The organism is Nostoc sp., from assembly GCF_036917555.1.
In the GTDB taxonomy this organism is placed as follows: domain Bacteria; phylum Cyanobacteriota; class Cyanobacteriia; order Cyanobacteriales; family Nostocaceae; genus Nostoc.
Map to the genome: position 1 here is coordinate 43233 of NZ_JBALDD010000007.1, position 24276 is coordinate 67508.

At 43.7% G+C, this 24276-nt stretch carries 23 protein-coding genes and 1 pseudogene; 18 read left to right on the forward strand and 6 right to left on the reverse strand.

Going from position 1 to position 24276, the window contains the following annotated elements:
• Window positions 1-157 precede the first annotated feature (157 nt).
• The 9 genes and pseudogenes from V7K60_RS02570 (at window position 158) to V7K60_RS02610 (ending at window position 10141) form a co-directional block, all read left to right on the forward strand.
• Window positions 158-1255 (forward strand): DJ-1/PfpI/YhbO family deglycase/protease, encoded by a 1098-nt coding sequence (locus V7K60_RS02570; RefSeq protein WP_334922674.1) that lies wholly within the window; start codon window positions 158-160, stop codon window positions 1253-1255.
• 126 nt (window positions 1256-1381) lie between these two features.
• Window positions 1382-2080: an SRPBCC family protein gene (locus V7K60_RS02575; RefSeq protein ID WP_334922676.1), complete on the forward strand. Its 699-nt coding sequence runs from the start codon at window positions 1382-1384 to the stop codon at window positions 2078-2080.
• Window positions 2081-2118: 38 nt separating this feature from the next.
• A pseudogene (locus V7K60_RS02580) lies at window positions 2119-3288 on the forward strand (zinc-dependent alcohol dehydrogenase).
• Window positions 3289-3350: 62 nt separating this feature from the next.
• Complete coding sequence (locus V7K60_RS02585; RefSeq protein WP_334922677.1) at window positions 3351-3737, forward strand: hypothetical protein; 387 nt, start codon at window positions 3351-3353, stop codon at window positions 3735-3737.
• Between the two features lie 253 nt (window positions 3738-3990).
• Complete coding sequence (locus tag V7K60_RS02590) at window positions 3991-5160, forward strand: zinc-dependent alcohol dehydrogenase (protein ID WP_334922678.1); 1170 nt, start codon at window positions 3991-3993, stop codon at window positions 5158-5160.
• A 155-nt stretch (window positions 5161-5315) separates the two neighbouring features.
• Complete coding sequence (locus V7K60_RS02595) at window positions 5316-5657, forward strand: cupin domain-containing protein (RefSeq protein ID WP_334922680.1); 342 nt, start codon at window positions 5316-5318, stop codon at window positions 5655-5657.
• Window positions 5658-6337: 680 nt separating this feature from the next.
• Window positions 6338-6961 (forward strand): (2Fe-2S)-binding protein, encoded by a 624-nt coding sequence (locus V7K60_RS02600; protein ID WP_334922682.1) that lies wholly within the window; start codon window positions 6338-6340, stop codon window positions 6959-6961.
• Entirely contained in the window at window positions 6948-7931 is a 984-nt protein-coding gene (locus tag V7K60_RS02605) for an FAD binding domain-containing protein (protein ID WP_334922684.1), read from the forward strand. Before V7K60_RS02600 ends, V7K60_RS02605 begins: the two co-directional genes overlap by 14 nt.
• Window positions 7928-10141, forward strand: a complete 2214-nt coding sequence (locus V7K60_RS02610; protein WP_334922685.1) for a xanthine dehydrogenase family protein molybdopterin-binding subunit — start codon at window positions 7928-7930, stop codon at window positions 10139-10141. The genes V7K60_RS02605 and V7K60_RS02610 overlap by 4 nt, the downstream gene beginning before the upstream one ends.
• Window positions 10142-10239: 98 nt before the next feature.
• On the opposite strand, the gene V7K60_RS02615 is transcribed toward V7K60_RS02610, so the two are convergent.
• Window positions 10240-10614 (reverse strand): hypothetical protein, encoded by a 375-nt coding sequence (locus V7K60_RS02615; protein WP_334922687.1) that lies wholly within the window; start codon window positions 10612-10614, stop codon window positions 10240-10242.
• Window positions 10615-11070: 456 nt separating this feature from the next.
• On the opposite strand from V7K60_RS02615, the gene V7K60_RS02620 reads away from it, so the two are divergent.
• The 8 genes from V7K60_RS02620 to V7K60_RS02655 all read left to right on the forward strand — a co-directional run bounded on the left by V7K60_RS02620 (window position 11071) and on the right by V7K60_RS02655 (window position 19937).
• Window positions 11071-12474 carry a hypothetical protein gene (locus V7K60_RS02620; RefSeq protein ID WP_334922689.1) on the forward strand — a complete coding sequence of 468 codons (1404 nt, stop codon included), beginning with the start codon at window positions 11071-11073 and terminating at the stop codon, window positions 12472-12474.
• Window positions 12475-12504: 30 nt separating this feature from the next.
• Complete coding sequence (locus V7K60_RS02625) at window positions 12505-13350, forward strand: macro domain-containing protein (RefSeq protein ID WP_334922690.1); 846 nt, start codon at window positions 12505-12507, stop codon at window positions 13348-13350.
• A gap of 133 nt (window positions 13351-13483) precedes the next feature.
• The gene (locus V7K60_RS02630) at window positions 13484-13624 is read left to right on the forward strand and encodes a hypothetical protein (protein ID WP_334922692.1); all 141 of its coding nucleotides are present in this window, start codon (window positions 13484-13486) and stop codon (window positions 13622-13624) included.
• Window positions 13625-13914: 290 nt separating this feature from the next.
• Window positions 13915-14517, forward strand: coding sequence for a PEP-CTERM sorting domain-containing protein (locus tag V7K60_RS02635; RefSeq protein WP_334922694.1), 603 nt, complete (start codon window positions 13915-13917; stop codon window positions 14515-14517).
• Between the two features lie 207 nt (window positions 14518-14724).
• Window positions 14725-15102, forward strand: coding sequence for a DUF6632 domain-containing protein (locus tag V7K60_RS02640; protein WP_334922696.1), 378 nt, complete (start codon window positions 14725-14727; stop codon window positions 15100-15102).
• A gap of 449 nt (window positions 15103-15551) precedes the next feature.
• Complete coding sequence (locus V7K60_RS02645) at window positions 15552-16622, forward strand: aldo/keto reductase (protein ID WP_334922698.1); 1071 nt, start codon at window positions 15552-15554, stop codon at window positions 16620-16622.
• 526 nt (window positions 16623-17148) lie between these two features.
• The gene (locus V7K60_RS02650) at window positions 17149-17922 is read left to right on the forward strand and encodes a DUF4142 domain-containing protein (protein WP_334922700.1); all 774 of its coding nucleotides are present in this window, start codon (window positions 17149-17151) and stop codon (window positions 17920-17922) included.
• A gap of 698 nt (window positions 17923-18620) precedes the next feature.
• Window positions 18621-19937 carry a Gfo/Idh/MocA family protein gene (locus tag V7K60_RS02655; protein WP_334922701.1) on the forward strand — a complete coding sequence of 439 codons (1317 nt, stop codon included), beginning with the start codon at window positions 18621-18623 and terminating at the stop codon, window positions 19935-19937.
• Window positions 19938-20030: 93 nt separating this feature from the next.
• On the opposite strand, the gene V7K60_RS02660 is transcribed toward V7K60_RS02655, so the two are convergent.
• The 5 genes from V7K60_RS02660 to V7K60_RS02680 are packed head-to-tail and all read right to left on the reverse strand — an operon-like array spanning window position 20031 to window position 23680.
• Entirely contained in the window at window positions 20031-20825 is a 795-nt protein-coding gene (locus V7K60_RS02660; protein ID WP_334922702.1) for a phosphate ABC transporter ATP-binding protein, read from the reverse strand.
• Window positions 20822-21676 carry a phosphate ABC transporter permease PstA gene (gene pstA / locus V7K60_RS02665; protein WP_334922704.1) on the reverse strand — a complete coding sequence of 285 codons (855 nt, stop codon included), beginning with the start codon at window positions 21674-21676 and terminating at the stop codon, window positions 20822-20824. The genes V7K60_RS02660 and pstA overlap by 4 nt, the downstream gene beginning before the upstream one ends.
• Window positions 21669-22547, reverse strand: coding sequence for a phosphate ABC transporter permease subunit PstC (gene pstC / locus V7K60_RS02670; RefSeq protein ID WP_334922706.1), 879 nt, complete (start codon window positions 22545-22547; stop codon window positions 21669-21671). The genes pstA and pstC overlap by 8 nt, the downstream gene beginning before the upstream one ends.
• The gene (locus V7K60_RS02675; protein ID WP_334922708.1) at window positions 22504-23352 is read right to left on the reverse strand and encodes a phosphate ABC transporter substrate-binding protein; all 849 of its coding nucleotides are present in this window, start codon (window positions 23350-23352) and stop codon (window positions 22504-22506) included. Before V7K60_RS02675 ends, pstC begins: the two co-directional genes overlap by 44 nt.
• Window positions 23353-23380: 28 nt before the next feature.
• Window positions 23381-23680 (reverse strand): ArsR/SmtB family transcription factor, encoded by a 300-nt coding sequence (locus V7K60_RS02680; RefSeq protein WP_099102599.1) that lies wholly within the window; start codon window positions 23678-23680, stop codon window positions 23381-23383.
• A gap of 267 nt (window positions 23681-23947) precedes the next feature.
• Between V7K60_RS02680 and V7K60_RS02685 the strand changes: the two genes are divergently transcribed.
• A complete protein-coding gene (locus V7K60_RS02685) occupies window positions 23948-24133 on the forward strand; it encodes a hypothetical protein (protein WP_334922710.1) in 186 nt (61 codons plus the stop codon).
• Window positions 24134-24276: the final 143 nt, after the last annotated feature.

Below are 24276 nucleotides of genomic sequence, written 5' to 3' on the forward strand. Positions count from 1 at the left end.
AATGCTAAACAATTTAAGTAACGGAGGCAGATCATAATGATGATAAGTAATCCAAACTTACTTTATTCAAAAAATAATTTGTCTGTTTAACTGTGCGAGTCGATAAATATTGTTGTAGTTAGCTAAAGACTAGAGAAATAAAAACGTCACACCATTTATGACTGAACATAACAATCACTCCGATAATAAAAAAGTTGCTATCCTCATTGAACAAGCAGTAGAGGATGCAGAATTTACAGTTCCATATAATGGATTCAAACAAGCAGGAATGGAGGTAGTAGTCCTTGGTTCCCGAATGAATGAAAAGTATCAGGGTAAACGCGGCAAACTTAGTATACAAGCTGACGGTACCACAACGGAAGCGATCGCAGCCGAATTTGATGCAGTAATCATTCCCGGTGGTATGGCTCCTGACAAAATGCGGCGGAACCTTAATACAGTACGTTTCGTACAAGAGGCTATCCAACAAGGAAAATTAGTCGCTGCGGTTTGCCACGGTCCACAAGTTTTGATTGAAGGCGACTTGCTCAAAGGCAAACAAGTCACTGGCTTTAGCGCTATTGCCAAAGATATAACTAACGCTGGCGCAAATTATTTAGATGAGCCGTTGGTAGTTGACGGAAATTTGATTACATCTCGTGAACCCGGAGACTTGGCAATTTTCACCACAGCTATTTTGAGCCGTTTGGGTTATGGTGGCAAAGATGCTGCATTACCAAATGAGAAAGACACAGACGCTGAATGGTGGAAACTGGCTGATGCTTGGGGTGGCTCAACTAAAGGTGATATCAGCAAAGGTTTAAATACTGCCCTGACTGGTGAACGTTATTCGCTAGAAGCATTTGAGAAGTATTTGGAAAAGGAATCAGATAGCGAAATTAAATCGCTTTTCCAACAAATAATTAGTAATAAACAACGCCACATTGAAAAACTGGAAACCTATCTTCAGCGATTAGGCGAGAAACCCTCTTTAGGCGCAAATATTGCTAATCAGTATGCCAAGGTGAAGACTGCCTTAACAGGAAGTGATGACATATATCAGTTACGTTCCGCTTTGGGGGATGTGCAAACAGGTATTGGCGATATAGGTAATTTGTCTGCCATGTTCACTGACCCAGTAGCAACTGCTATTTTCAAACAAATTTACCAGGATTTATTGAAATCTGAACAGCAATTAGTAGAGTTGTATCGAGCGCGGATAACCGCTCAGGTTCAGCCTCCTAAGCCGACTACTGGGGCAGCTATATCAATGTAACAAACTGATTTAAACATCTGGTAAAAAAGAATGTGTAGAGATGTAGTAGTCCTACGTCTCTACAAAGGTTCTGGATAACGCATATTTAATTTCTGGAGTTATCTACTGTAATGGAGAAATAAAAAAGTGGCTTCGACATCAGATGATAAACTAAGTACCAGTCAGGGTGAAGCTAGTGAAGTAGAGCGTTGGGCATCTCTTATCGGTGGCGGTGCTATGGTGCTGATGGGTTTAAAGCAAGGTTCTTTGCGGGGAGCGCTGACGGCTTTGGCTGGTGGTGGTTTGATTTATCAAGGCGCAACTAAACAAAGTACAATCCAGCAAGCACAGGAAGCAATAGGGATAAATCAACCGATCAAAGTTGAAAAGACGGTAACAATTAATAAATCGGCAGAAGAATTGTATCGTTTTTGGCATAACTTTGAGAATCTGCCTACCTTTATGAAGCATCTCAAGTCTGTGAAAGTGTATAACGAAAAACGTTCTCACTGGATAGCCAATGCACCCTTGGGTAACAGCGTGGAATGGGATGCAGATATTCTCGAAGACCGAGAAAATGAATTTATTTCTTGGGCTTCTGTAGAAGGTGCAGATGTTGATAATTCTGGTTTTGTCCGCTTTAAAAAAGCACCAGGCGATCGCGGCACAGAAGTTAAGGTTGTTTTGGAGTATAACCCACCAGGTGGAGCGTTGGCAGCTACGGTAGCTAAACTTTTCGGTGAAGAACCAGAACAGCAAATTGGTGATGAATTGCGCCGCTTCAAGATGCTCATGGAAGCAGGCGAAATTGCAACCACTGAAGGCCAACCTTCAGGACGCAGTTAATTATTTGCCTAATGCCCAATGCCCAATGACTAATAACTATGAAAGCAGTCTGCTGGAACGGTGCTAATGATGTGCGGGTCGAGACGGTACCAGATCCGACAATCCTCAACCCGCGTGACGCAATTATTAAAATTACTTCCACAGCGATTTGTGGCTCCGATCTACATATTTATGGTGGCTATATTCCCACAGTGCAACAGGGTGACATTATCGGTCACGAATTTATGGGAGAAGTTGTGGAAGTTGGCAGAGGAGTCAACAATTTAAAAATAGGCGATCGCGTTGTTGTTCCTTCCACAATTGGCTGTGGTAATTGCCATTATTGCCAACGTGATATGTGGTCATTGTGCGATAATTCCAACCCCAAAGGTTGGATTCAAGAAAAATTGTTTGGCAATATCACCTCAGCCATTTATGGCTACTCCCACATGTTAGGTGGTTATGCAGGGGCACAAGCAGAATATATACGTGTACCCTTTGCTGATGTGGGTGTCGTCAAAGTTCCGCCAGACTTACCGGATGAGATGTTGTTATTCATCTCCGACGCTATCCCCACTGGTTATATGGGTGCAGAGTTATGTGATATTCAGCCGGGTGATACTGTAGCCGTTTGGGGTTGCGGTGCTGTTGGACAATTTGCGATGATTAGCGCCTACATGATGGGAGCCGAAAAAGTGATCGCTATTGATCGCTTTCCCGAACGCCTAGAAATGGCGAAAAAGTTTGCCAAAGCAGAAGTGATTAACTACGAAGAAGTTAATGCTGGCGAAGCGTTGAAAGAGATGACTGGTGGTCGTGGCCCCGATGCTTGCATCGATGCTGTTGGCTTAGAAGCACACGGCGTTGGTTTAGAACACTTCTACGACCAGACAAAACAAAAGCTCAGATTGGAAACCGACCGTCCCCACGTTCTGCGGGAAATGATGGTCGCCTGTCTTAAAGGCGGGACTCTTTCAATTATGGGTGTTTATGGTGGTTTTGTTGATAAAATGCCATTTGGTGCAGCCTTCAATAAAGGTCTAACTTTTAGGATGGGATAAATGCATGGACAAAAGTATATGCACTTGTTATTGGAGATGATTTTGGATGGAAAACTTGATCCATCCTTCGTTGTCACCCATCAATTACCTCTAGAACAAGCACCCCACGGCTACCACATTTTTCAACAAAAAAAGGATAACTGCATCAAAGTTGTTCTTAAACCCTGAATGGTGAATAGCCATTCAGCGTTTTGAATTGTACACCTAACATAATGCAATTGAGGTTTTTTATGAATCGAGTAATTTCATGGCTGCGGAATATTCGGATCTCCCAAATTGTTATAGTTTTCCTAGTAGGATTTATGTTTTTACTAGGTCAGGCTTTTAGCTACGTTGATGTAGCCCAAGCTGATGTGACAACTCCAGAAGGTACTTATTATAAAGGAGTACCAGATGGGACAGGTGAAATTAGAAACGATACCAATACCCAAATCAAAAATACCCAAAATCCCATAAAAGGCGCTGTTGATAATATCCGCGAAAAGTTAAACTTGGATGAAAAACCTCCTGAAGCGACAAAAGAGTTTCTTAAGTCTGCAACAAATAAAGTTGAAGAAACAGTTGAGCCAGTGACTGGAGAGAAAGAAGGTTATTACCATAATTCTCCTAAAAAATAACTGAAAAATAGAACTTGAGCTTCTAACAACTTTTGAGTCTCAATTTTTGACCCTTCGGCTTACCTCGGCTCCGCCCTTTGACTACGTTCAGCACAAGCTTGGCACGAGTCGCTCAGGGTCAACTAAATAGATTGTCGAAAAAGCTTTAAAAAGTTACTAAGACGCGATAATTATCGCGTCTTAAAATCAGGCTAAATCGAGTACTTATCTTGATATTAACTAGCCAGAAATCATCACTAAGGACTAAATAATTATGAAAGCAGTTTGCTGGCATGGAGCAAACGATGTGCGGGTAGAAACGGTTCCTGACCCCAAAATTCTTAACTCACGTGATGCCATTATTAAAATTACTTCCACAGCAATTTGTGGATCTGATTTGCATATTTACAACGGCTACATCCCCACAATGGAAAAGGGTGACATCCTTGGCCATGAATTCATGGGGGAAGTTGTAGAACTTGGAAGTGCAGTTAAAAATGTGAATGTAGGCGATCGCGTCGTTGTTCCCTTCACCATCTCCTGCGGTAACTGCTTTTTCTGCAATCGGGATTTATGGTCATTGTGCGATAACTCTAACCCCAATGCTTGGTTAGTAGAAAAGCAAATGGGCTATTCACCATCAGGTCTATTTGGCTACTCTCATTTATTCGGCGGTTATGCCGGTGGTCAAGCAGAGTATGCACGAGTGCCCTTTGCTGATGTAGGTTTGTTCAAAATCCCCGATGGTTTAACGGATGAGCAAGTACTATTTTTAACAGATATTTTCCCCACAGGCTATATGGCAGCTGAGAACTGCAACATCCAACCTGGTGATATTGTCGCCGTTTGGGGTTGTGGCCCAGTCGGACAATTTGCCATCAGAAGCGCATATATGTTAGGTGCTGAACGTGTAATCGCCTTTGACCGCATTCCTGAACGTCTGCAAATGGCTAAAGAATACGGCAAAGCTGAAGTTCTCAACTACGAAGAAGTAGATGTAGGCGAAGCACTCAAAGAAATGACTGGCGGTCGTGGCCCCGATGCTTGCATTGATGCAGTGGGGATGGAGGCACACGGCACAGATTTTATGGCGATGTACGACCAGGTAAAGCAAGCAGTACGTTTAGAAACAGACCGTCCAACGGCATTACGACAAGTAATTGTGTCTTGTCGCAAAGGTGGTCACGTATCAATTCCGGGTGTATATGGTGGCTTTATAGATAAAGTGCCGATGGGTGCTGCGATGAACAAGGGCCTAACCTTGAAAATGGGACAAACACACGTCCACAAGTATTTAAAACCTTTGCTAGAACACATCCAAAACGGTGATATCGATCCAACATTTATCATCACCCACAGTTTACCTCTAGAACAAGCGCCCCACGGCTACGAAATTTTTAAGGACAAGAAAGATAACTGCATCAAAGTTGTACTCAAACCTTAATGGGGAGTGGGGATGAGGGAGAAATAAATTCAAAATTCACACATTCAAAATTAAAGAACTTCTGCCTCCTGCCTCCTCTTTCCCAATCCCCAATGCCCAATGCTCAATGCCCCATTCCCCATGCTCAAAGTTAAAACTATAAAGAGGCAAAAAATATGTCTGATACAACTGTTAACAAAGTAGACTCTAGTCATTCTCCTAAAGGCCAACTTGGTCAAAAATATCTGGCATCTGGCAAAAGTATTTCCATGCGTCTGTGGGAAAATGAACAACCGAATGAACCTAAAGAGCCAACAGCACGAGAATATGAAACTGTTGGTTATGTAATCAATGGTCGTGCAGAATTACATATTGAAGGACAAACGATTTTACTAGAACCTGGTAATTCTTGGATAGTACCAAAAGGAGCTAGCCACACCTATAAAATTCTAGAATCATTTACTGCTGTTGAAGCAACCAGTCCACCCGCTCAAGTTCACGGGCGAGATGAAAACTGATTTGCAGTTATTTGAAATTTGGCGATCGCTAAAAACTTATAACTGCTTTCAATAGCAGAAAATATAAAGCATTCGTAGGGGAACAATATTCTTGTTCTCCTTTTTGCTGTGCTTTGCAGCTTAGGAAGCATTGCAACAAATTTTTCTGCTGACTTATTTAGCGGTAGCAAGAAACACCACACTAAATATGCTTTATTTAGTGTGGTGTTTCACTGTTTATTCTTTTGCCAGTCGAACTCAAATTTATCAAAACAGAATTCAGGAGTCAGAATTCAGAATGAATTTTGTACGACACTTCGACAAGCTCAGTGCATCGCTGGCGGATGAATAAATGAGTTTAAGACCCCCGCTAAATAGAAGATTTAGCGGTCAACAAGAAAGTGGAGGGTCTGAATACCCTATTAATTGATTCTGACCGGAGGCGGAGCGTCTCCGGCTCCGCTCCTGGATTCTGATTTCTGAATTCTTTAAGGCTTTATTCTGACGACTGGCCGCTTAATTATTTTTCATAATTATAGATAATACTTATGGCATAAACCTTCTGATAGAGAGATATAACAATATGAAATTGTATTCTATTAACAATGTTTTTCTAATAAAATACTTTTAAGAAAGTATGGGTTTCTATCAGAAATTTAAGTATAGATAATTACTCAACAGAAACAGAATGGAGTGAACAAATGAGGTTTATTTTAAGACGTCGCAAGTTTGGTCAATTGATGGTCTTCAGCACAGTAGCAGCTACGATCGCTAATTTTGTAGAGAAAGCTGTAGCAGAAACTCAAGTCAAAAAAACCACTCCAATGCTGGTAACTTCGACACCTGAAACTGTGAAAGTGACGCTGCAAGTGAACGGAACAGCACATAATTTGCAGATTGAACCGCGTGTTACCTTACTTGATGCACTTCGGGAATATATAGGACTAATTGGTACTAAAAAAGGTTGTGATCATGGTCAGTGTGGAGCTTGCACGGTGCTGGTTGATGGGCAACGGATTAATTCGTGTCTGACATTTGCGATTATGCATACTGATGCTGCGATCGCAACTATTGAAGGGCTGGAACAAGGAAACAATCTCCACCCGATGCAAGCTGCGTTTCTTGCCCACGATGCGTTTCAGTGTGGCTACTGCACACCAGGACAGATTTGTTCGGCAGTGGGTTTGGTGAACGAAGGACACGCTAAGTCAGATGCCGACATTCGGGAACTGATGAGCGGCAATATTTGCCGTTGTGGGGCTTATCCAAATATCGTGGCTGCTGTCCGCGATGTCTTAGAGGGGAAAAAAGATGCAGCCGTTTAACTATAAAAAAGCGGGACAAGCAGAGAATGCCGTAGCTTTAGTTACTCCAGATGCCCAGGCCTCGTACTTAGCTGGTGGTACCAGCCTCATCGATCTGATGAAGTTGGATGTACAAACACCAAAACAGTTAGTTGACATTAACCCACTACCGCTAACCAAGATAGAAGTGCAGGGTAACGGCGTGCGGATTGGAGCAATGGCAAGCAATAGCGATGTTGCTTATAATCCGATAATTAGCGAACGTTACCCTGTGCTGTCAGAGGCGTTGCTCTCTGGGGCATCACCACAACTGCGAAACATGGCAAGTGTGGGCGGAAATTTACTGCAACGCACCCGCTGCTACTACTTCCGCGACACCGCCTTCCCCTGCAATAAGCGTGTTCCCGGTTCAGGTTGTCCGGCAATCGAGGGTTATAACCGCATCCATGCGATTCTTGGCGGTAGCGATCGCTGTATTGCCACCCATCCTTCTGATATGGCTGTGGCAATGGTGGCACTCGATGCTGTTGTGCAAACACGCGGGCCGAGAGGAGAGCGCAGTATTCCGCTTGTAGATTTTCATCTCGTACCGGGTAATACGCCAGAAAGGGAGACGGTTCTAGAACACGGAGAGTTAATTGTTGCGGTTGACTTACCTGCTTTAAACTTCGCAAGGCGATCGCACTATTTAAAAGTCCGCGATCGCGCCTCCTATGCCTTTGCGATGACATCAGTTGCAGCGGCATTAGATATTCAAAATGGGATTATTCGCTCGGCACGCATTGCCCTTGGTGGCGTAGGAACAAAGCCTTGGCGTGCCTTTGAAGCAGAAAAAGCACTTTTGAACAAGCCTGCAAACCAGGCAACATTTCAAGCAGCAGCGTCGGCTGTGATCGCCGGAGCTAAACCTCAAAAATACAACGGCTTTAAAGTCGAACTGGCTAAACGCACAATTGTTAAGGCGCTGACAACGGTGGGAGGAATGGCATGAATACGGGGGATACAAATACAGTTCTTGGCAAACCGTTAAATCGAGTCGATGGACACCTGAAGGTGACGGGTGGCGCACGCTATTCGGCAGAGTTCCCAGTAGCAAAAATGACTTATGGCGTAACAATTCAAAGCACGATCGCTAAAGGTAAAATTGCCCAAATCGATACTAAGGCTGCGGAACAAGTACCGGGTGTATTAGCAGTTATTACCCACCTCAACGCACCCAAAGCTTCTGGAGAAAAGGGCGAGGGTCATAAGCTGCAAGTCCTGCAAGATAACGTTATCTTGTATAGCGATCAGCATATTGGTGTTGTGGTTGCTGATACCTTTGAACGAGCTATGTATGCTGCCTCCCTCATGCAAGTTCGTTATCACGAAGAGAAACCAACCATCAATATGCAAGACAACCTCACTAAGGCATACTTACCTAAAGGTAAATTGCCTGGAGAGGAACCGCCCGATTCAGCTCACGGGAATGTCAACCAGGGACTAGCAACTGCTGCTGTCCGCGTCGAGCAAACCTATACCACCCCAGTGGAAAATCACAATCCAATGGAGCCTCATGCCACAACAGCAGTCTGGCAAGGCGATGAGCTGCTGCTGTATGACGCAACTCAGGGAATCTTTTCCGCTCAAAAAAAAGTTGCGACGGTATTAGGAATTGAGCCAGAGAAAGTTCGCATTATGTCTTACTTTGTTGGCGGTGGCTTCGGTTGCAAAGGGTCGGTTTGGTCGCACGTACCGCTAGCGGCGATCGCAGCACGGCAGGTAAATCGCCCAGTGAAATTAGTTCTGGGACGCATACAGATGTATGGGCCTGTCGGCTTCCGACCAGAAACAATTCAACAGGTTTCTCTAGGTGCAACCCGTGATGGCAAATTGACTGCTCTGCGACACGCCGGGACTTCCCAAACTTCAACTTTCGATGAATTTATCGAACCTGTTGGTAAAAGCGCCCGGATGATTTATGCTTGCCCAAATATCGAAACTAGCCACCGTCTGGTGCATCTCGATGAGGGTACACCAACCTTTATGCGCGCCCCAGGCGAAGCTTCCGGGTCGTTTGCCCTAGAATCGGCAATGGACGAACTAGCTTATGCGCTGAATATTGATCCAGTGGAGCTGCGTTTGCGCAACCATGCTGATGTCGATCCGAGTAAAGGACTGCCTTGGTCGAGCAAGTCACTCATCCAGTGCTACAGATTAGGAGCAGAAAAGTTTGGCTGGCAAAAGCGCAATCCTAAACCCCGTTCAATGCGAGACGGTAATTATTTAATTGGTTGGGGTATGGCGACAGCTACTTATCCTACCAACCGTTCTCCAGCATCAGCGATCGCTCAAATTATGGCAGATGGTACAGCTGTTGTGCAGAGCGGTTCCCAAGATATTGGTACGGGAACTTATACTGTGATGACTCAAGTCGCAGCTGAGGCACTCGGTTTACCAGTTAACAAAGTCCGGTTTGAACTAGGTGATACCAAGATGCCAGAAACCCCCGTTTCTGGTGGTTCGCAAACCGCCGCCAGTGTCAGTTCAGCCGTGCATTTAGCTGGAAATCAAGCACGCAGTCAGCTTTTGCAACTAGCACTTGCCGATCAAAAATCACCGCTTTATAGTTCAAAGGTTGAGGATGTGATTGCTCAAGATGGCAGCTTTTTCTTAAAAAATAAATCCTCCGCCAGTGAAACTTATCAGGCAATCTTGACACGACACGGAAAGAAAATGATCGAAGCGCGTGCAGATGCCAAGCCTGGAGACGAAAAAAAGAAGTTCTCAATGCACGCATTTGGAGCGCAGTTTGCCGAAGTGCGCGTTGAACCTGATTTGGGTGAAGTGCGAGTGACGCGCTGGGTGGGAACTTTTGGTGTGGGACGCATACTCAACGCGAAAACAGCCAACAGTCAGCTGATCGGTGGGATTGTTTATGGCATCGGCATGGCGTTAATGGAACACACGGTAACAGACCCGAACCGAGGACGCGTTGTCAACCATGATTTAGCTGAGTATCACGTACCAGTGAATGCAGACGTTCCTGATATTGAGGTATTGTTTGTGGATGAACACGATCCGCATATCAATCCGCTTGGCGTCAAAGGAATTGGTGAAATTGGGATTACCGGAACTGCGGCGGCGATCGCTAACGCTGTCTATCATGCCACAGGTAAGCGTGTCCGCGATTTGCCAATTACATTAGACAAGCTGCTGTAGATATTGCGTAGGCGTAGCCTGCCGTAGGCATCGCCCAAACGATGAAACCTCAATCATCCAATTGGCGATCGCCTGTGTTTAAACTCAACCAAAGTTGATTAACTTGCGATCGCAATTGGCTTTTTGCGGGAAGGACGCTTGCGGTCTGATTTTTTCTTCAGTCCCACCGCTTGAGCTTGATCGCTATCTGAGCCATATTGCCCGCGCACGACTTCTTTCATCGCTAATACAGCATTATGAAATTCCCACTCTGCTAATCGCGCAGCATCAGCAGCAGCACGGTATAAAGCTAGTTTCTCGGTTTCAGTTTGCCCTGAAATCAACATCGCTTGATAAACTTCCTGTAACTTGGCAGTTGAGGCATCAGCACGAGTTGTGTTGTAGGTGCTGACAGTTTGCAAACCGTGGAATGAGTCAATATCTTGACTAATCAGTTGAGGGCGCAAACGGTTTGTTGTATTTTGGGGAGCCATACATGCATACTTAGTAAATTGTACATTTAATGTACCCATTACAACAAAAAAATTAACAGTAAGATGAAATTTTCAGATAGGGCAAGGTTATAAAGGGTGGTTTAAGATAACAGGTCGATGTATTGGCATAACAGACCGATGTATTGACATAACAGACTGATGTATTGGCATAACAGACCGATGTATTGGCATAACAGACCGATGTATTGGCATAACAGACCGATGTATTGGCATTGCAGACCGATGCAATTACAAAACCGTAAGACGACACTAATTGGCAAGTAGCGCGATCGCAATTGCGCTCTGATTTTTTCTTAAATCTAACTACTTACCAGTACAAAGGTATGGGTTATAACTTAGTAAAGCAGGATCTGAGTTATAGCTATTTGTCACGATAGTAACAGTCAGAATCTTGCCCACTTCCTTGAATAGCCCGTGTTTTTGAAAATGCCGCAAGTGAGAATCGTTATAAAAATTTTTCTTGCCTCGCCAGGTGATGTTGCTACAGAGCGTCGTCATGTGGAAAAACTAAAAGAGGAGATTAACCGAACCGTTGCGGCAAATAAGGGAATTGTGCTTGAAGTTGTTAGTTCACAGAACGCTTTTCCTAGTTACGGTAAAGATGGTCAAGCCATACTTAATGAACAAATTGGCAAGATGCAAGAGTATGAGCTGTTTATCGGCATTATGTGGAATCGGATTGGAACACCGACTCCACGTGCCAAATCTGGAACGGCAGAGGAGTTTGCACGAGCAGTCAGAAGTTTAATGCGTAAAGGAAAACCACAGGTTTGGTTCTACTTTCGTGAAGCACCAGCTCACCTTACTACAAAGGAGCAATTGAGACAACGGGAACAGGCGCTGGAGTTTAAAGATAAGTTTCGAGGCAAAGGGTTATTTCGGGAATATAAAACTCCTGCTAACTTTCGCAATCAATTGCGAGAGCATTTAACTCTCTGGCTAAACCAGTATCCAAATGCAGCGTCCCAACCTCTTACTGCCGCTAAGAAACAAAGCAAGAAGAAACCAGAAGTGAAAACAGAATCTGAATCTTCGCCTGTAGCTAGCGATCGCAAGAAAATAACATCAGCAAATAACACATCTGCAACACCTCGAAAAACTCCTGCCTCAAAAAGCAGCACTTCCCGAAGCACTGGAACTGTGAAAAACTCAGGAGATTGGGTCATGCTGAATAATAAATTTTTCCAAACTAAATCGAGTGCTACTCAACCAGATCGAAGCATTATTATTCAACTGTCACCAAAAAAGATGGAACAGGTTGCTGAGTTGAAGTCTCTTGCTCCAGGAGAATTTCACTATAAAAAGCAGATTACTTATGCTGATCAGCACGATGCTGGCATTATGGAAGTTTCGTCTGTGTTATCTGAGTCGTTGGCAGAGAAAGCTAGCTTTAATATTACGCTTAAACCAATTCAGCGATCGCACAGTAGTAGCTTTACATTGGAGGCAAATTTCAACAACTACAGTGCTGACGAAATCACTGAATTGCGTATTTGTCAAATGTTGCTAGGAGAAGCACTTCCTAAAGATATCGGACGGTTCTTTCCTACTACTCAAATTACTGCACCATACAACCATACAGTAGAAGTTAAAAAAGGAATTTTTCCAGAACTGTGGACAAAGCTTCAAAAAGAACCGAGATTATTTTTACCAAAAGCATGGCTATGGGCAGTGTATTATCTGAAGATGAGTCAACTTGTTGAAGATGTTTTAGAGTTAGAGCTTGGATCAATTAAGAACAAAGTGATACCTGTTCGATTTCGAGGAAAAAGGCGAGTATATTCCAATCAGGAACCCTGCATTATTGAAGTTTTAGGAAACTGTACTCTCAGTGCATAAATGAACGGTAATTATTCTACGAACATTGCAATGTTCTTCAAGCTTCTAACCTCTATCAAACTCAAAAAATTAGGAGCTACATCTGTTAGTATCTTCGGTGTGATCTGGCTATTTTTAGAACCAGCAGGACTTTTACTACCTGAATGGTTCAAATGGGGATGGTGGGGTTATGGTGGATTAATTTTCCTTTCCTTACTGATTGCGATCGCACTAAACTTTCCTCGCTTTTCGGTTTTCAGGTCATTGTCTTCACCCAATGCCACGATAGAGATTAAAATAGGCGACCTTTTTGATGAACCTGGGCACTTAGTAATCGGGACTAACGATGTTTTCGATACGGAATTGGGGGAGGTCATCAAACCCTCAAGTGTCCAAGGGCAATTTCTCACGGGAGTGTATCATGGCGACCAAAAACGATTGGATGCTGAGATCGATATTGCTTTAGAGCCTTTCAAGGCTGACAAAAAGAGGGAACCGAATAAAAAAAAGGGAAAATTTTGGCGATATCCAATCGGCACAACTCTTGTGTTGGGGTCGCCAGATAGACGATTCTTCTTAAATGCCTATGGTTTTATAGGGAATGATTTGAAAGTCAAAGCAACTGCTGATGATATCTGGTATTCGTTAAGTTGCCTCTGGGAAAAGGTGCGGCTAAAAGGTCATGGATTAGAGGTTACTATCCCGATAATTGGTTCCGATCTTGCTCGGACGAATCTTCCCCGCATGACTTTAATGAAATTGATTGTTATTTCCTTCATTGCTGCGTCAAAGAAAGACTTTGTAACAAAGAAATTAACAGTAGTCATCCATCCCAAAGACCTCGATTCGGTGGATTTGTATGCACTAGAAGACTTTTTGGACTCAACGTGCTTTTGAGTCAAAAGCATCTTTGACTAGACATAAAATAGCAAAGTGGGTTGATGAGATTGAACATTGAGAAGTCAATTGCAGACTAACAAGCGCGTTGCACTGGACGGACGCAAGCGCCCGGTACGGAGTTAAAAGATATTTGCTGCCGTGGCTCTTTAAAGTTAGCGCGATCGCATCTCTCATAAACTGCAACGCCGACTACTTACAATGCGATCGCCGAAACGATGAAAGCTCAATCACACGATTAGCGATCGAGCGCACTCATTTTTCAGTCTACTGAAGGTGACTTAAGAGGGCGATCAACTATTTTAAAGTTTTTGTGAAGCCAGTAAAGAAGACAATAAAAAGCTTAGTGAATCTATTATGATACTAGTGATTTTTAAGGATGCTGTGGTGAGAGTAAATTAGTAGGAAAACATAGATATCTAGTTATCTCTACAAAATCAATCTGGTTTTCTTAAGTTATCGCTCAGTTTTCCAGTTGCCTTGAGTAGGAAATTTTGTGTTGATGAGGCCTATTAAATCCCTACCTTCCATCTGTGCATCTTTAAGTTCAATTGGCTAGCTTTGATGATTATAGTTCTAATTAGGAGTCCATTCAAAATCGTGAAAACCGAAAAGTTCGCACTCTCGACTATTCTAGCATTAGCTACCTTAGTTAGTACTGCAACGGCTGCACAAGCAGTCTCGCTCGTTAATCAAGCCTTAGACGTTCTCCCAGCGCCTCCCTTCGGTGAACCAGTCTTCAGTTTCACCCAGCTAGGAGCTACGTCCCTGCCATATGTTAGTCCTACTCTGACGACGGGATCGGGACCTGCACTAAGGATTAACAATAACTTAAATAACTTGGATGTCTCTGTCGGTGATATTGTGTATCGTCTGTTAAGCCCTGACGCTCAATTTGGCACTGTTACTTCAAACCTTTACAAGGTGACGCTATCTGAAAACAACTCCGTTGCAACATTCACAGGCGCGCGCGTCAACCCTGGTGAAGTGTTCCGCATTCAGCGCACGGTCAGCGATGGATTGCCTGTCGATTTTACCTTGAGATTATCTACCGCAAATGAAACGAATACGGCTACTGTTCCTGAACCGAACACAATTGCAGGTCTAGCGCTTGCAGGTGTCGCTTGTGCCTACATGCGTCGGCGCAAACAGCAAGCCCCAGAGTAAACAGTGAAACGGAGTAAGAATTGCGAATGCATCGACTTGCATTGTGAATGCATCGACTTGCACTCACAGTTGAATCAGTTTTAAACCACGAGGAGCATTAAAATTTCTAACACTCCAAAGCCGAAGTGTTACTAGTGGGAATAAAATCACAAAATTATACAGTTTTGTTTATAGAGACTGCACTGGAAAATCGTGGAGGTTAAAACAATGGATGAGCGCGATCGGTATTTACGAATTGCTCTGGTTCTTATTGGAATAGCTTTTCTACTTATCTATCCGCTGAGTCAGGTCTGGGCATCAGGGTGGTTATGGCAACCACGTCAGCACGAATACGAACAGATGATCGTTGGTGTTTATGCAACGCTTGGTGTCTTTTTGCTGTTAGCTTCAAGGCAACCAGAAGCTCACCTCAGTTTAATCTGGTTCACCGTCTGGTCAAGTTTAGTCCACGGGCTGATCATGGCGGTACATGCAGTAATTGACCCTGTTGAACAGGGACATCTGTTTGGTGATGTTCCAGCATTGTTCTTGGTAGCAATTGTCCTTGGCTTTTTAGCGCCCCGCAAAGTAGTGTCAAGTACATGAGCGGGTATGGAATATCTGTACATCTCTTGCAATTGAAGAAATAAGCAAAAGCGATCGCAAAGGCTGGCGTTGCTTCTCTTCTCTTGGAGAGGCTGCGCCAACAAGACGCTTTGCGCTAAATGAAGTTATGCTGTACCCCTACGGGGAAGCAAGCTACGCGCAGTGTCTTTGTTAAGACAAAGCTTTACGCTTTACTTGCAATGACTGTAAATATTTTTGTCCATCTACTTATTTTTGTACTTAGAAATCCCTTAGAGGCAGTTTTCCTGCTGCACTTTGACTTCTACCTTTATCGATAAAGTTTTAAATCAAGCAAGCTAAAACAAAAAGTAAGCATTGTGAATGCATCTTGCGGAGTATCCTTCAAAACACACCTTAGCTAGAGTCTCTGTGCCAAATAGCCGTGATAATATACGGCTCATTCCTGTTGTTGCTTGTAGGAGACAATTATGGAAATCAGTAGACGCAGCTTGTTAAAAACTGCTTCTGCTTCGGGATTAGTGGCAGCAGGACTTGCAGTTTCGGAAGGATTTTTGCAACCGATCCTTGCCCAAGCAGAACCTGTTGATGAAAAAACTCAACTGCTAGCCCAAAGTTCACCGGCTTCAATGCGACGCGGCGAAATGTTGTATCGCAACCTGGGACGCACTAAAGAACAAGTATCTGTGATTGGCTTGGGGGGATATCACATTGGAAAAATTGAAGAAGAGCAAGAAAGTATCAAATTGATCCGCAGTGCCATTGATCGCGGCATCAACTTTATGGATAACTCTTGGGACTATCATAATGGACGTAGCCACCGTTGGATGGGAAATGCTCTTAAGAATGGTTATCGCCAAAAGGTCTTCCTAATGACGAAAATCGACGGTCGTACCAAAGCCGCTGCCAAAATGCAGATTGATGAATCGCTCAAAGATTTGCAGGTCGATTATATTGATTTATTGCAGCATCATGAAATACTCCGCTTTGAAGACCCCGATCGGGTGTTTGCCCCCGGTGGCTCAATGGAGGCAGCCGTTGAAGCGCAAAAAGCAGGTAAAATTCGCTATATCGGTTTTACAGGACATAAAAATCCCCAGATTCACCTTCAGATGCTGGAAAGTGCTGCACAAAATGGTTTCCGCTTCGACACCGTGCAGATGCCCTTGAATGTAATGGATGCCCATTTTAGAAGTTTTGAACACCAGGTTTTACCTGTGCTAGTAAAAAACAACATTGGTGTATTGGCAATGAAAACGATTGGGGAGTCTTACATTCTCAGAAGCAACACGGTTAGTGCGATCGAGTGTCTACACTACGCAATGAATTTGCCAACCTCAGTTGTAATTACGGGCATTGACAGCATGAAAATTCTAGACCAGGCGTTTGAGGCAGTCCGCACGTTTGAGCCAATGGATCAAGCACGAGTTACAGCACTGTTAACACGTACCCGTGAGGCAGCTGCTAAAGGGCAGTACGAACGATATAAGACTACAACCCAAAATGATAGTACAGCCATGAATCCAGCTTGGCTTGGGTAAATATTAATACTCTATTTAACCGTTTTGTTTACGTAAAGAGCGATGTCTACGAGGGTCACTGACTTGTACTGAGCGTCTTGTCCTGAGCGAAGCCGAAGGAAGTCGAAGTAGCTTTGTCATACCACTTCCCTACGGGATGCTACGCGAACGTGGAAGCAAGCTAGCAAGAGCGTCTCCAAGAGTTGTGCGGGCTACGCCTACGCAATTTCGCAGTTGTGAGTTAGATCAATTACATATGAACCGATGCATTTTCACAAAAAGCCCATTATTTAATGCTGCTGAGTCTGTCGATTGGAAGATGTATTTATCCTCAAAGCCTTGAAATGTTATAGGAAGGTAAAAAAAGATTGACTTATCATGTCCAGATTTCCTTAAAGTAAGACAATATGCAAAAACATCATCATTATGAAACGCATTGCATATTAAGGACTCAGCATCATGGACAGTGATATCGTAACTAACTTACTCGATGCGCTTGTTTTTCATTCGATGTTTCAAAATATAGCTTTATCCAAGGAGAACAATTATGTCCAACTTCAAAATATATTCTACTGGTATAGTGGCGATCGCCTTGTCTCTGGCAACTGGTTGCACACCAACTACGCCCCATGACGATAATATATCTGAAGCTCCACCTGCTCAATCTGTGCGAACGACAGAAAGTCCATCCCCAAGTGCATCACCAACTACATCAGGGCAAAATAGCCTCAGTTATTCAGACAGAGAGTTTATCAATGAAGCTGCTCAAGGTGGTTTAGCAGAAGTCCAACTAGGACAACTAGCATCACGACGTGGAGCTAGCAATGCGGTAAAAGAGTATGGAGAGCGTATGGTTCAAGACCATACCCTGGTAAACAATCAACTCAAACAGTTGGCGACTCAAAAAGGTGTAACGCTGCCAACTAGTCTCGACAGAAAAAATAAGCAAATCCAGCGAAGCTTATCCAAACTTTCTGGTGCTAGATTTGATCGCCAATATTTGAATCATATGCTTCAAGATCATGAAAAGGATGTCTCTGCATTTCAAACTGAAGCTGAACAGGGACAAGATCCAGATGTGAAAGCATTTGCGGCTCAAAGTCTACCAATCCTCCAAGAACACCTGCAACAGGTTCGTTCCCTTGTTGATTCTGGAAGTTCAACTAGCACCCCAACTCCAACTAGCACCTCCACTCCAACTAGCACCCCAACTCCAACTAGCACCCCAACTCCAACTAGCACCTTCACTCCAACTAGCACCCCAACTCCATCTAGCACCTTCACTCCAACTAGCACCCCAACTCCAACTAGTACTCCGTAATATCATGTCCGGGTAATTAGTTATAAAGTGTAGCTTTGGCTCTTGGGGGTTGACCAGAGGTAAAGCGTCTGGGAATGAGATGACAACGCGTCAAAATAATTCGTAATTGATAATGACGCTCTCTACGAGACGCTAAAAGCGTAGCTTGCAACTCTTACAGAGTACGCGGACTCGCTACCGCTACGTTCGCAAAGCGTCTCGTAGAGAAGACAGTAATTTGTAGTTGCAATTAGTGCTTGCTCTCAACTTCCCACTATCTTGTTGACCACTAAATCAAAAATTTAGTAGGGGCTTGTACCCTTTTAATAATTACGAATTACGTTAGCGCAGCGTTAGCGAGTCATTGAGCGTCATTACGAATTAGTAATTATTTGGTCACAAGCGTCCATAAGAGCTTCGGCAGTATGGCTTGGGGTTTTCCCCAAAGTTATGCTGCCCTGGATCTAGGGAGGTTGGATGAAAGGAGTCTAATATCAGCGTTGCATGAAGGAATTAGATAATTTATTTCTTGGGTTCTTTAAGTAAAGTTTTGCATAAAAGCGTAGCGTTTTTAATTGCAAAGAAACGTATTAGCATTTTCAGGCACACAATGGCATTGTTAGGCAACACAATGGCATTGCAAGGTATTCCTAAATTGAATTTGCTACAAATTGCTGTACTCAATCCAAAATTTCATCATTAAGAATTAAGAAACCACGATGCCTGAATTGTTTAAAGGAAAAATTTCTCGTCGTCAGATTCTGACTACAGGTGGGTTAGGAGCCATTTCAGCCGCCGCAATTGGTAGTATGGGCGAAGAGGTTACTGCTCAACAGCCAACTGGACAAGCAACCCCACGCGGAGGCCCGTTACCGCCTCAGATTGAGTTTCCACCCATCTCAGAAAAAACTGAGGTTGAGACAGGGGGGCCACCAACTGCATTACCTCCAGAGCGACGCTTAGGATTTGCGATCGTTGGACTTGGCAGATTGACATTAGAAGAAATCATGCCTGCGTTCGCAGAATGTAAACTAGCAAAGCCAGCTGCATTGGTTAGTGGTGATGCTGCTAAAGCTAATCAAGTTGCACAGCAGTATGGCATTAAACCGCAGAATGTTTACAACTATCAGAATTACGACAATCTCCGCAACAATCCAGACGTTGATGTGATTTATATTGTACTGCCTAACAGTATGCACCGGGAATATACGGTGCGTGGTGCAAAAGCTGGAAAGCATATTCTGTGTGAAAAGCCAATGGCAACCACAGTCGAAGATGCTCAACAGATGATCGACGCGTGCAAACAAGCCGATCGCAAGCTGATGATTGCTTATCGCTGCCAATATGAGCCACACCATCGCGCGATGATTCAGATGATCCGTAGCAAAGAATTGGGAACTGTGAAGGTGATTCAGGCAGATAACGGACAAAACCAGGGAGGTGACTTAAATCAGTGGCGATTGAAACGCGCCTTAGCCGGAGGTGGCTCTTTACCGGATGTGGGAATTTATTGCTTGAATGCAACTCGCTATTTAACGGGAGAGGAACCGATCGCAATTAGCGCCCAAATCTTCAGCACTCCTGGCGATCCCCGCTTCAAAGAAGTGGAAGAAAGTGTCACCTTCCAGCTGCGGTTTCCCAGTGGAATACTAGGAATTTGCTCAACTAGCTATGGCTTTCACGAAGCGCGTCGTTTCCGCGTTTTCGGCTCTGATGCTTGGGCACAACTCGATCCGGGGTTTTCCTACAACGGTTTGCGGATGATGATTTCACGCAAATCGCCCACCAATAGCATGGCAGAAAACATCAGCGAAGTGCGGATAGGTGAGAAAAATCAGTTTGCCTTAGAAATCGATCACATGGCTGATTGTGTGATTCAGAATAAGCAACCACATACACCTGGGGAAGAAGGTTTGCAAGACCAAAAACTGATCGCGTTGATTTACGAAGCCGCACAAACAGGCAAAACGATTACCCTACCACGTGTGTCAGGATTGGATACCACTCGTGGCCCTGCTCCTCGAATGCTGAAGTAAATGTGTGCATACCGCAGTCATGACAACCTCTACTTAGAGTCCGTTTCGTAAATCTTTGTTTTGCGATAATTCTGTATTTCTATATTTTTCAAATCAACCCCTTGCACCCGTGACATAAGCTGCTGTTAAAGGATGTTGGGGGTACTCAAAAATTTGCTGCACTGAACCTGACTCAATCAATTGTCCAACACCTGACTGCACCCAGAACAGAGCAACTTGATCAGCGATGCGCTTGGCTTGCGCTAGGTTATGCGTCACAATCAGCAAAGTATAACGCTGACGCAAACTAGTAATTAAGTCTTCAACTATTCCACTGGCAATTGGATCGAGGGCGCTACAAGGTTCATCGAATAACAAAATTTCTGGTTGCAAAGCCAAGGCTCTAGCTATGCACAACCTTTGCTGCTGTCCGCCAGAAAGTGCTAAGGCAGAGGTTTGCAGTCGGTCTTTTACTTCATCCCAAAGTCCAACATCTTTCAGGCTTGTTTCGACGATCGCATCGATTTGTTCTTTGCGGATACCATGTTCTCGCAAGGGTAATTCCAGATTCTTCCAAATTGATAAAGGAAAAGGATTAGGCTTTTGGAAAATCATCCCAACTTGCCGCCGCAGCGCGTTTGCATTTGTTTTGGTATTTAGCACGTCTAAAGTACCTATGCGAATCCGCCCTTTGACTCGACACTGGGGAATCATATCTGTCAACCGATTTAGGCAACTCAAAAAGCTAGTTTTTCCACAACCAGAAGGCCCCACCAATGCCAAAATTTCCCCCAAATTCACACTCAAATTAACATTAGCAAACGCGGTTTTTTGCCCGTATTGCAGGGTTAAGTTCTCCGTTTCAATCAACGGTTCGACAATTCCAGTAGCGATATTTGCCGATTTCATGCAGAAAAAATTCTCCTGTGCAACCAATTATCTGCAATCCATGCTGCCGTACCATTAATTACCAGCAGTGATACCAGCAAGACTAATGCTGAGGCGTAAGCATTGGCATCTCCTCCAGAGACGTTCATTGATAAATCAAAAATATGAATCGAGAGCGCACGCCCGGAATCCAGCAGTGATTCTGGCATTCTATCTACGTAACCACTAGTAAAAATTAAAGCCGCAGTCTCGGCGATCGCTCGACCAATACCCAGCACCAATCCCACAACCAAACCAGGGACAGCAGCAGGTAACAACAGTTGAAATAGCGTTGTTGTACGGGAAAAACCAAGGGCTGCGGCTCCTAATCTATACTCATTTGGAACAGCACGAAATCCTTCTTCTGTAGAGCGAATTAAGATTGGTAGCACCATACACCCCAAGGTCAATCCTCCCGACAAAATAGAAAATCCCAGCCCCAAAACTTGACAAAAGAAGATGTTGCCAAACAATCCAAAGACTATAGAAGGAACTCCTGCCAGTACATCTAAACTGCGCCGCACCAACCCACCAAACCAACTATCTATGGGAGTGAATTCTGCCAAGAGAACGGCTGTACCAACACCAATAGGGATAGAAACCGCCATACACACTGTCATAATCAGAAAAGTGGAAACAAGAATGCTGGAAATTCCCCCTTCTCTACCAGCATTTTCTGGTTCAGTTGTCAAGAATTCCCACGTCAAGTGTCCTATACCATGCCAAAGGATATCACTGAGTATCCAAAGGAAGATACCAGTAACTAGGGCAGCAGTTGTCCAAACAATGATTGTTGGCAACCAATCTTTAGGATTTACAACAGGTTCACCCATATATTTTTCCTTGACTGATGACTTCCGCAACAGCAACTAACAGCACAATCATTCCCATCAAGACTAAACCGCTAACAAACAACGCCGAACGGTGGTCTGCTGTAGCATAAGCCATTTCCAGAGCAATATTAGCCGTCAACGTGCGGATGGGGTCAAATATACTTTTTGGCATTTGTACCACATTGCCACACACCATCAAAATAGCCATTGTTTCGCCAATTGCTCGACCTGTTTCTAAAATTAAGCCTGTGAATAATCCAGATTTGGCAGCAGGAAGCACGACTCTAGAGATAGTTCCCCAACGGGATAATCCTAAAGCTGCTGCTCCTTGAAGGTAAGAAGTTGGGACTTTCGCTAAACTGGCATCGGCTACAAGCGCTATTGTTGGCAAAATCATCACTGTGAGAATGGCAATACCCGCGAGTAGACTTGGCCCCGGTGGATGTATCCTACCAATCATCGGAACCAGCACCACCAATCCCCAAAAACCATAGACTACAGAAGGAATTCCTGCTAATAGTTCAATTAAGCGACGGTATAACCGAGCCATTGCGGGTGGAGCGTAAAATTGACAAAAAACCGCAGACAGAATTCCAATAGGTGTAGCGATCGCTACTGAGCCAACCATTGCCAAAAATGTACCCAATAACATCGGGAAGAGATTATATAATCCGGCGGTCGGGTTCCAGGAAGAGTCTGTAAAAAAATGTGTTATTCCGACATGATTGAGGACTGGTAGAGACTCAAGAATCAGAAAGACGATAATTAAAAGTGCGATCGCCCCTGCTATTACCCCTAGAAAACGCAGTATCCAGACTAACCAAAAGTCATTTGGAGACGACGACAAAGTTTTGCTTTTGAACAATGTCATTTACCTGTTGTGATTGCGCGAAATCAAGAAATGCTTTTGTCAATCCTTGAGGTTGGGTTTTAGTTACTAAATTAAGTGGACGAGAAATCGGAAAAGTACTATTCTGGACGTTGGCTGTTGTTGCAGCTATACCATTTACAGGTAGTAGCTTAATAGCTACTCCATTGGCTGCACTATTTTCTGCTGACCCGATCGATACATAACCAATTGCATTAGGGTTTCCTGCAACTGTCTTAATTCCCTGCTGATTGTCACCAATTACTACTTGGGCTTTGATGTCTGTATTTTTAAGTTTGAAATAATGAGTAAATAATTCTAAAGTGGAACGTCCTTCGGCTTTGTTAACAACTGTAATCGCTCCATCTGTACCTCCCACTTGCTTCCAGTTATTCACCTTCCCTGTGTAAATATCTACAACTTGCTTGTCGTTGAGCGATTTTACTGGATTGTCTTTGTGGAGAATTACCGTCACTCCATCACGGGCAATAGAAAATGCTTTTAAATCGTTTTCTTCTGGCTTCAAAGCACGGGAAACCATGCCAACATTAGCCACGCCTTGACGAGCATCAGAAACCCCACGCGAAGATCCCCCTGATTGCACATCAACTCGCGCACCTGGATGCTGAGATTCAAAACGCTTGCCAATTTCAGCCGCCAACGGCGCAATTGTACTGGAGCCAGTAAGTACTAGTTTTCCCTGAAGCTGATTTGGATTATTTGCACCTCGATTTGCTGAATCACAGCCTTGTAACCAAACGCAGGTAGCCAACCCAATCGCCAGAGGTAAAATTTGAGAATTTTTCATTATTGCTTTTCAACCCGAAATTGGGTTTTTAGTTAAAACAGAGGACACAACAGCCAAGGTTCAAAGCTTTGCCTGTAGTCACTTCCACTTCTGGAGCCAGGCGGTAGAGAACTGCTTTCCCATCACGCGATCGCACAACCAACTGGGAGCGACGCAGAACTTGTAAATGATGGGAGAGCAGGCTTTGTTCCAAGCCCAAAATTGCATTCATCTCTCCCACGTGTTTGGGACTGTCGATCAGAAGTTCTAGTACTGCTAGACGAGTTTCATCTGCCAGCACCTTCAGCTTTTCTACGCAGTTAACCTGCTTCTTGCTGCTATTTTTCATTACCTTTAAAGGAATAGGTTTTTCTTGTTTCTTAAGTTACTTGGCAGCGAACGCTCTCGTGTTCAGTAAAGATTAACAACTGCTGCTATCACAAATGAATAGCAATTTATATGAAATTTGATTCATATTTTAAGGTAGAAAGTGTCACGCTCTACAATTAAAATTAAATTTTTTAACCAAAGCTTAATGTTTATCCCATTTTCTGAGATTTACTGAGTTTTCATTGGTATAAACCAGAATCACTCGTCAGGGTTTCACCTTTTCTTCATGACATTCTGCCTAGAAGCACGCAAGAAAGAAAAGCGATCGCTCAGTTGCTGGAAAATTATCGTTTCTCATAAGCACTTACCAGTAATAAAATACCCAGCCACCGATGAAAGCCTTCTGTTTCGTAAGCGCCTACAACTTGATCAGGGTGCAACTTGGGTTACTATTTGTCCATTTTTGGTATAGTTTGGTTATAACAACCTAGACTTTGTGTTCAATTCAAATTCAGCCTGTAGATAGATATTTTAATTGGCGCAATAGACTTCTTATGAAAATAAAGGCGATGCACAATGGCACAGTCATCACATTGTTTTTATTGGGACTGCCTA

Coding starts and splice junctions, on each gene's coding strand:
- V7K60_RS02570 (WP_334922674.1), top strand. CDS start 158: ATGACTGAACATAACAATCACTCCGATAATAAAAAAGTTGCTATCCTC.
- V7K60_RS02585 (WP_334922677.1), top strand. CDS start 3,351: ATGAATCGAGTAATTTCATGGCTGCGGAATATTCGGATCTCCCAAATT.
- V7K60_RS02590 (WP_334922678.1), top strand. CDS start 3,991: ATGAAAGCAGTTTGCTGGCATGGAGCAAACGATGTGCGGGTAGAAACG.
- V7K60_RS02595 (WP_334922680.1), top strand. CDS start 5,316: ATGTCTGATACAACTGTTAACAAAGTAGACTCTAGTCATTCTCCTAAA.
- V7K60_RS02600 (WP_334922682.1), top strand. CDS start 6,338: ATGAGGTTTATTTTAAGACGTCGCAAGTTTGGTCAATTGATGGTCTTC.
- V7K60_RS02605 (WP_334922684.1), top strand. CDS start 6,948: ATGCAGCCGTTTAACTATAAAAAAGCGGGACAAGCAGAGAATGCCGTA.
- V7K60_RS02610 (WP_334922685.1), top strand. CDS start 7,928: ATGAATACGGGGGATACAAATACAGTTCTTGGCAAACCGTTAAATCGA.
- V7K60_RS02615 (WP_334922687.1), bottom strand. CDS start 10,614: ATGGCTCCCCAAAATACAACAAACCGTTTGCGCCCTCAACTGATTAGT.
- V7K60_RS02625 (WP_334922690.1), top strand. CDS start 12,505: ATGTTCTTCAAGCTTCTAACCTCTATCAAACTCAAAAAATTAGGAGCT.
- V7K60_RS02635 (WP_334922694.1), top strand. CDS start 13,915: ATGATTATAGTTCTAATTAGGAGTCCATTCAAAATCGTGAAAACCGAA.
- V7K60_RS02640 (WP_334922696.1), top strand. CDS start 14,725: ATGGATGAGCGCGATCGGTATTTACGAATTGCTCTGGTTCTTATTGGA.
- V7K60_RS02645 (WP_334922698.1), top strand. CDS start 15,552: ATGGAAATCAGTAGACGCAGCTTGTTAAAAACTGCTTCTGCTTCGGGA.
- V7K60_RS02650 (WP_334922700.1), top strand. CDS start 17,149: ATGTCCAACTTCAAAATATATTCTACTGGTATAGTGGCGATCGCCTTG.
- V7K60_RS02655 (WP_334922701.1), top strand. CDS start 18,621: ATGCCTGAATTGTTTAAAGGAAAAATTTCTCGTCGTCAGATTCTGACT.
- V7K60_RS02660 (WP_334922702.1), bottom strand. CDS start 20,825: ATGAAATCGGCAAATATCGCTACTGGAATTGTCGAACCGTTGATTGAA.
- pstA (WP_334922704.1), bottom strand. CDS start 21,676: ATGGGTGAACCTGTTGTAAATCCTAAAGATTGGTTGCCAACAATCATT.
- pstC (WP_334922706.1), bottom strand. CDS start 22,547: ATGACATTGTTCAAAAGCAAAACTTTGTCGTCGTCTCCAAATGACTTT.
- V7K60_RS02675 (WP_334922708.1), bottom strand. CDS start 23,352: ATGAAAAATTCTCAAATTTTACCTCTGGCGATTGGGTTGGCTACCTGC.
- V7K60_RS02680 (WP_099102599.1), bottom strand. CDS start 23,680: ATGAAAAATAGCAGCAAGAAGCAGGTTAACTGCGTAGAAAAGCTGAAG.
- V7K60_RS02685 (WP_334922710.1), top strand. CDS start 23,948: ATGACATTCTGCCTAGAAGCACGCAAGAAAGAAAAGCGATCGCTCAGT.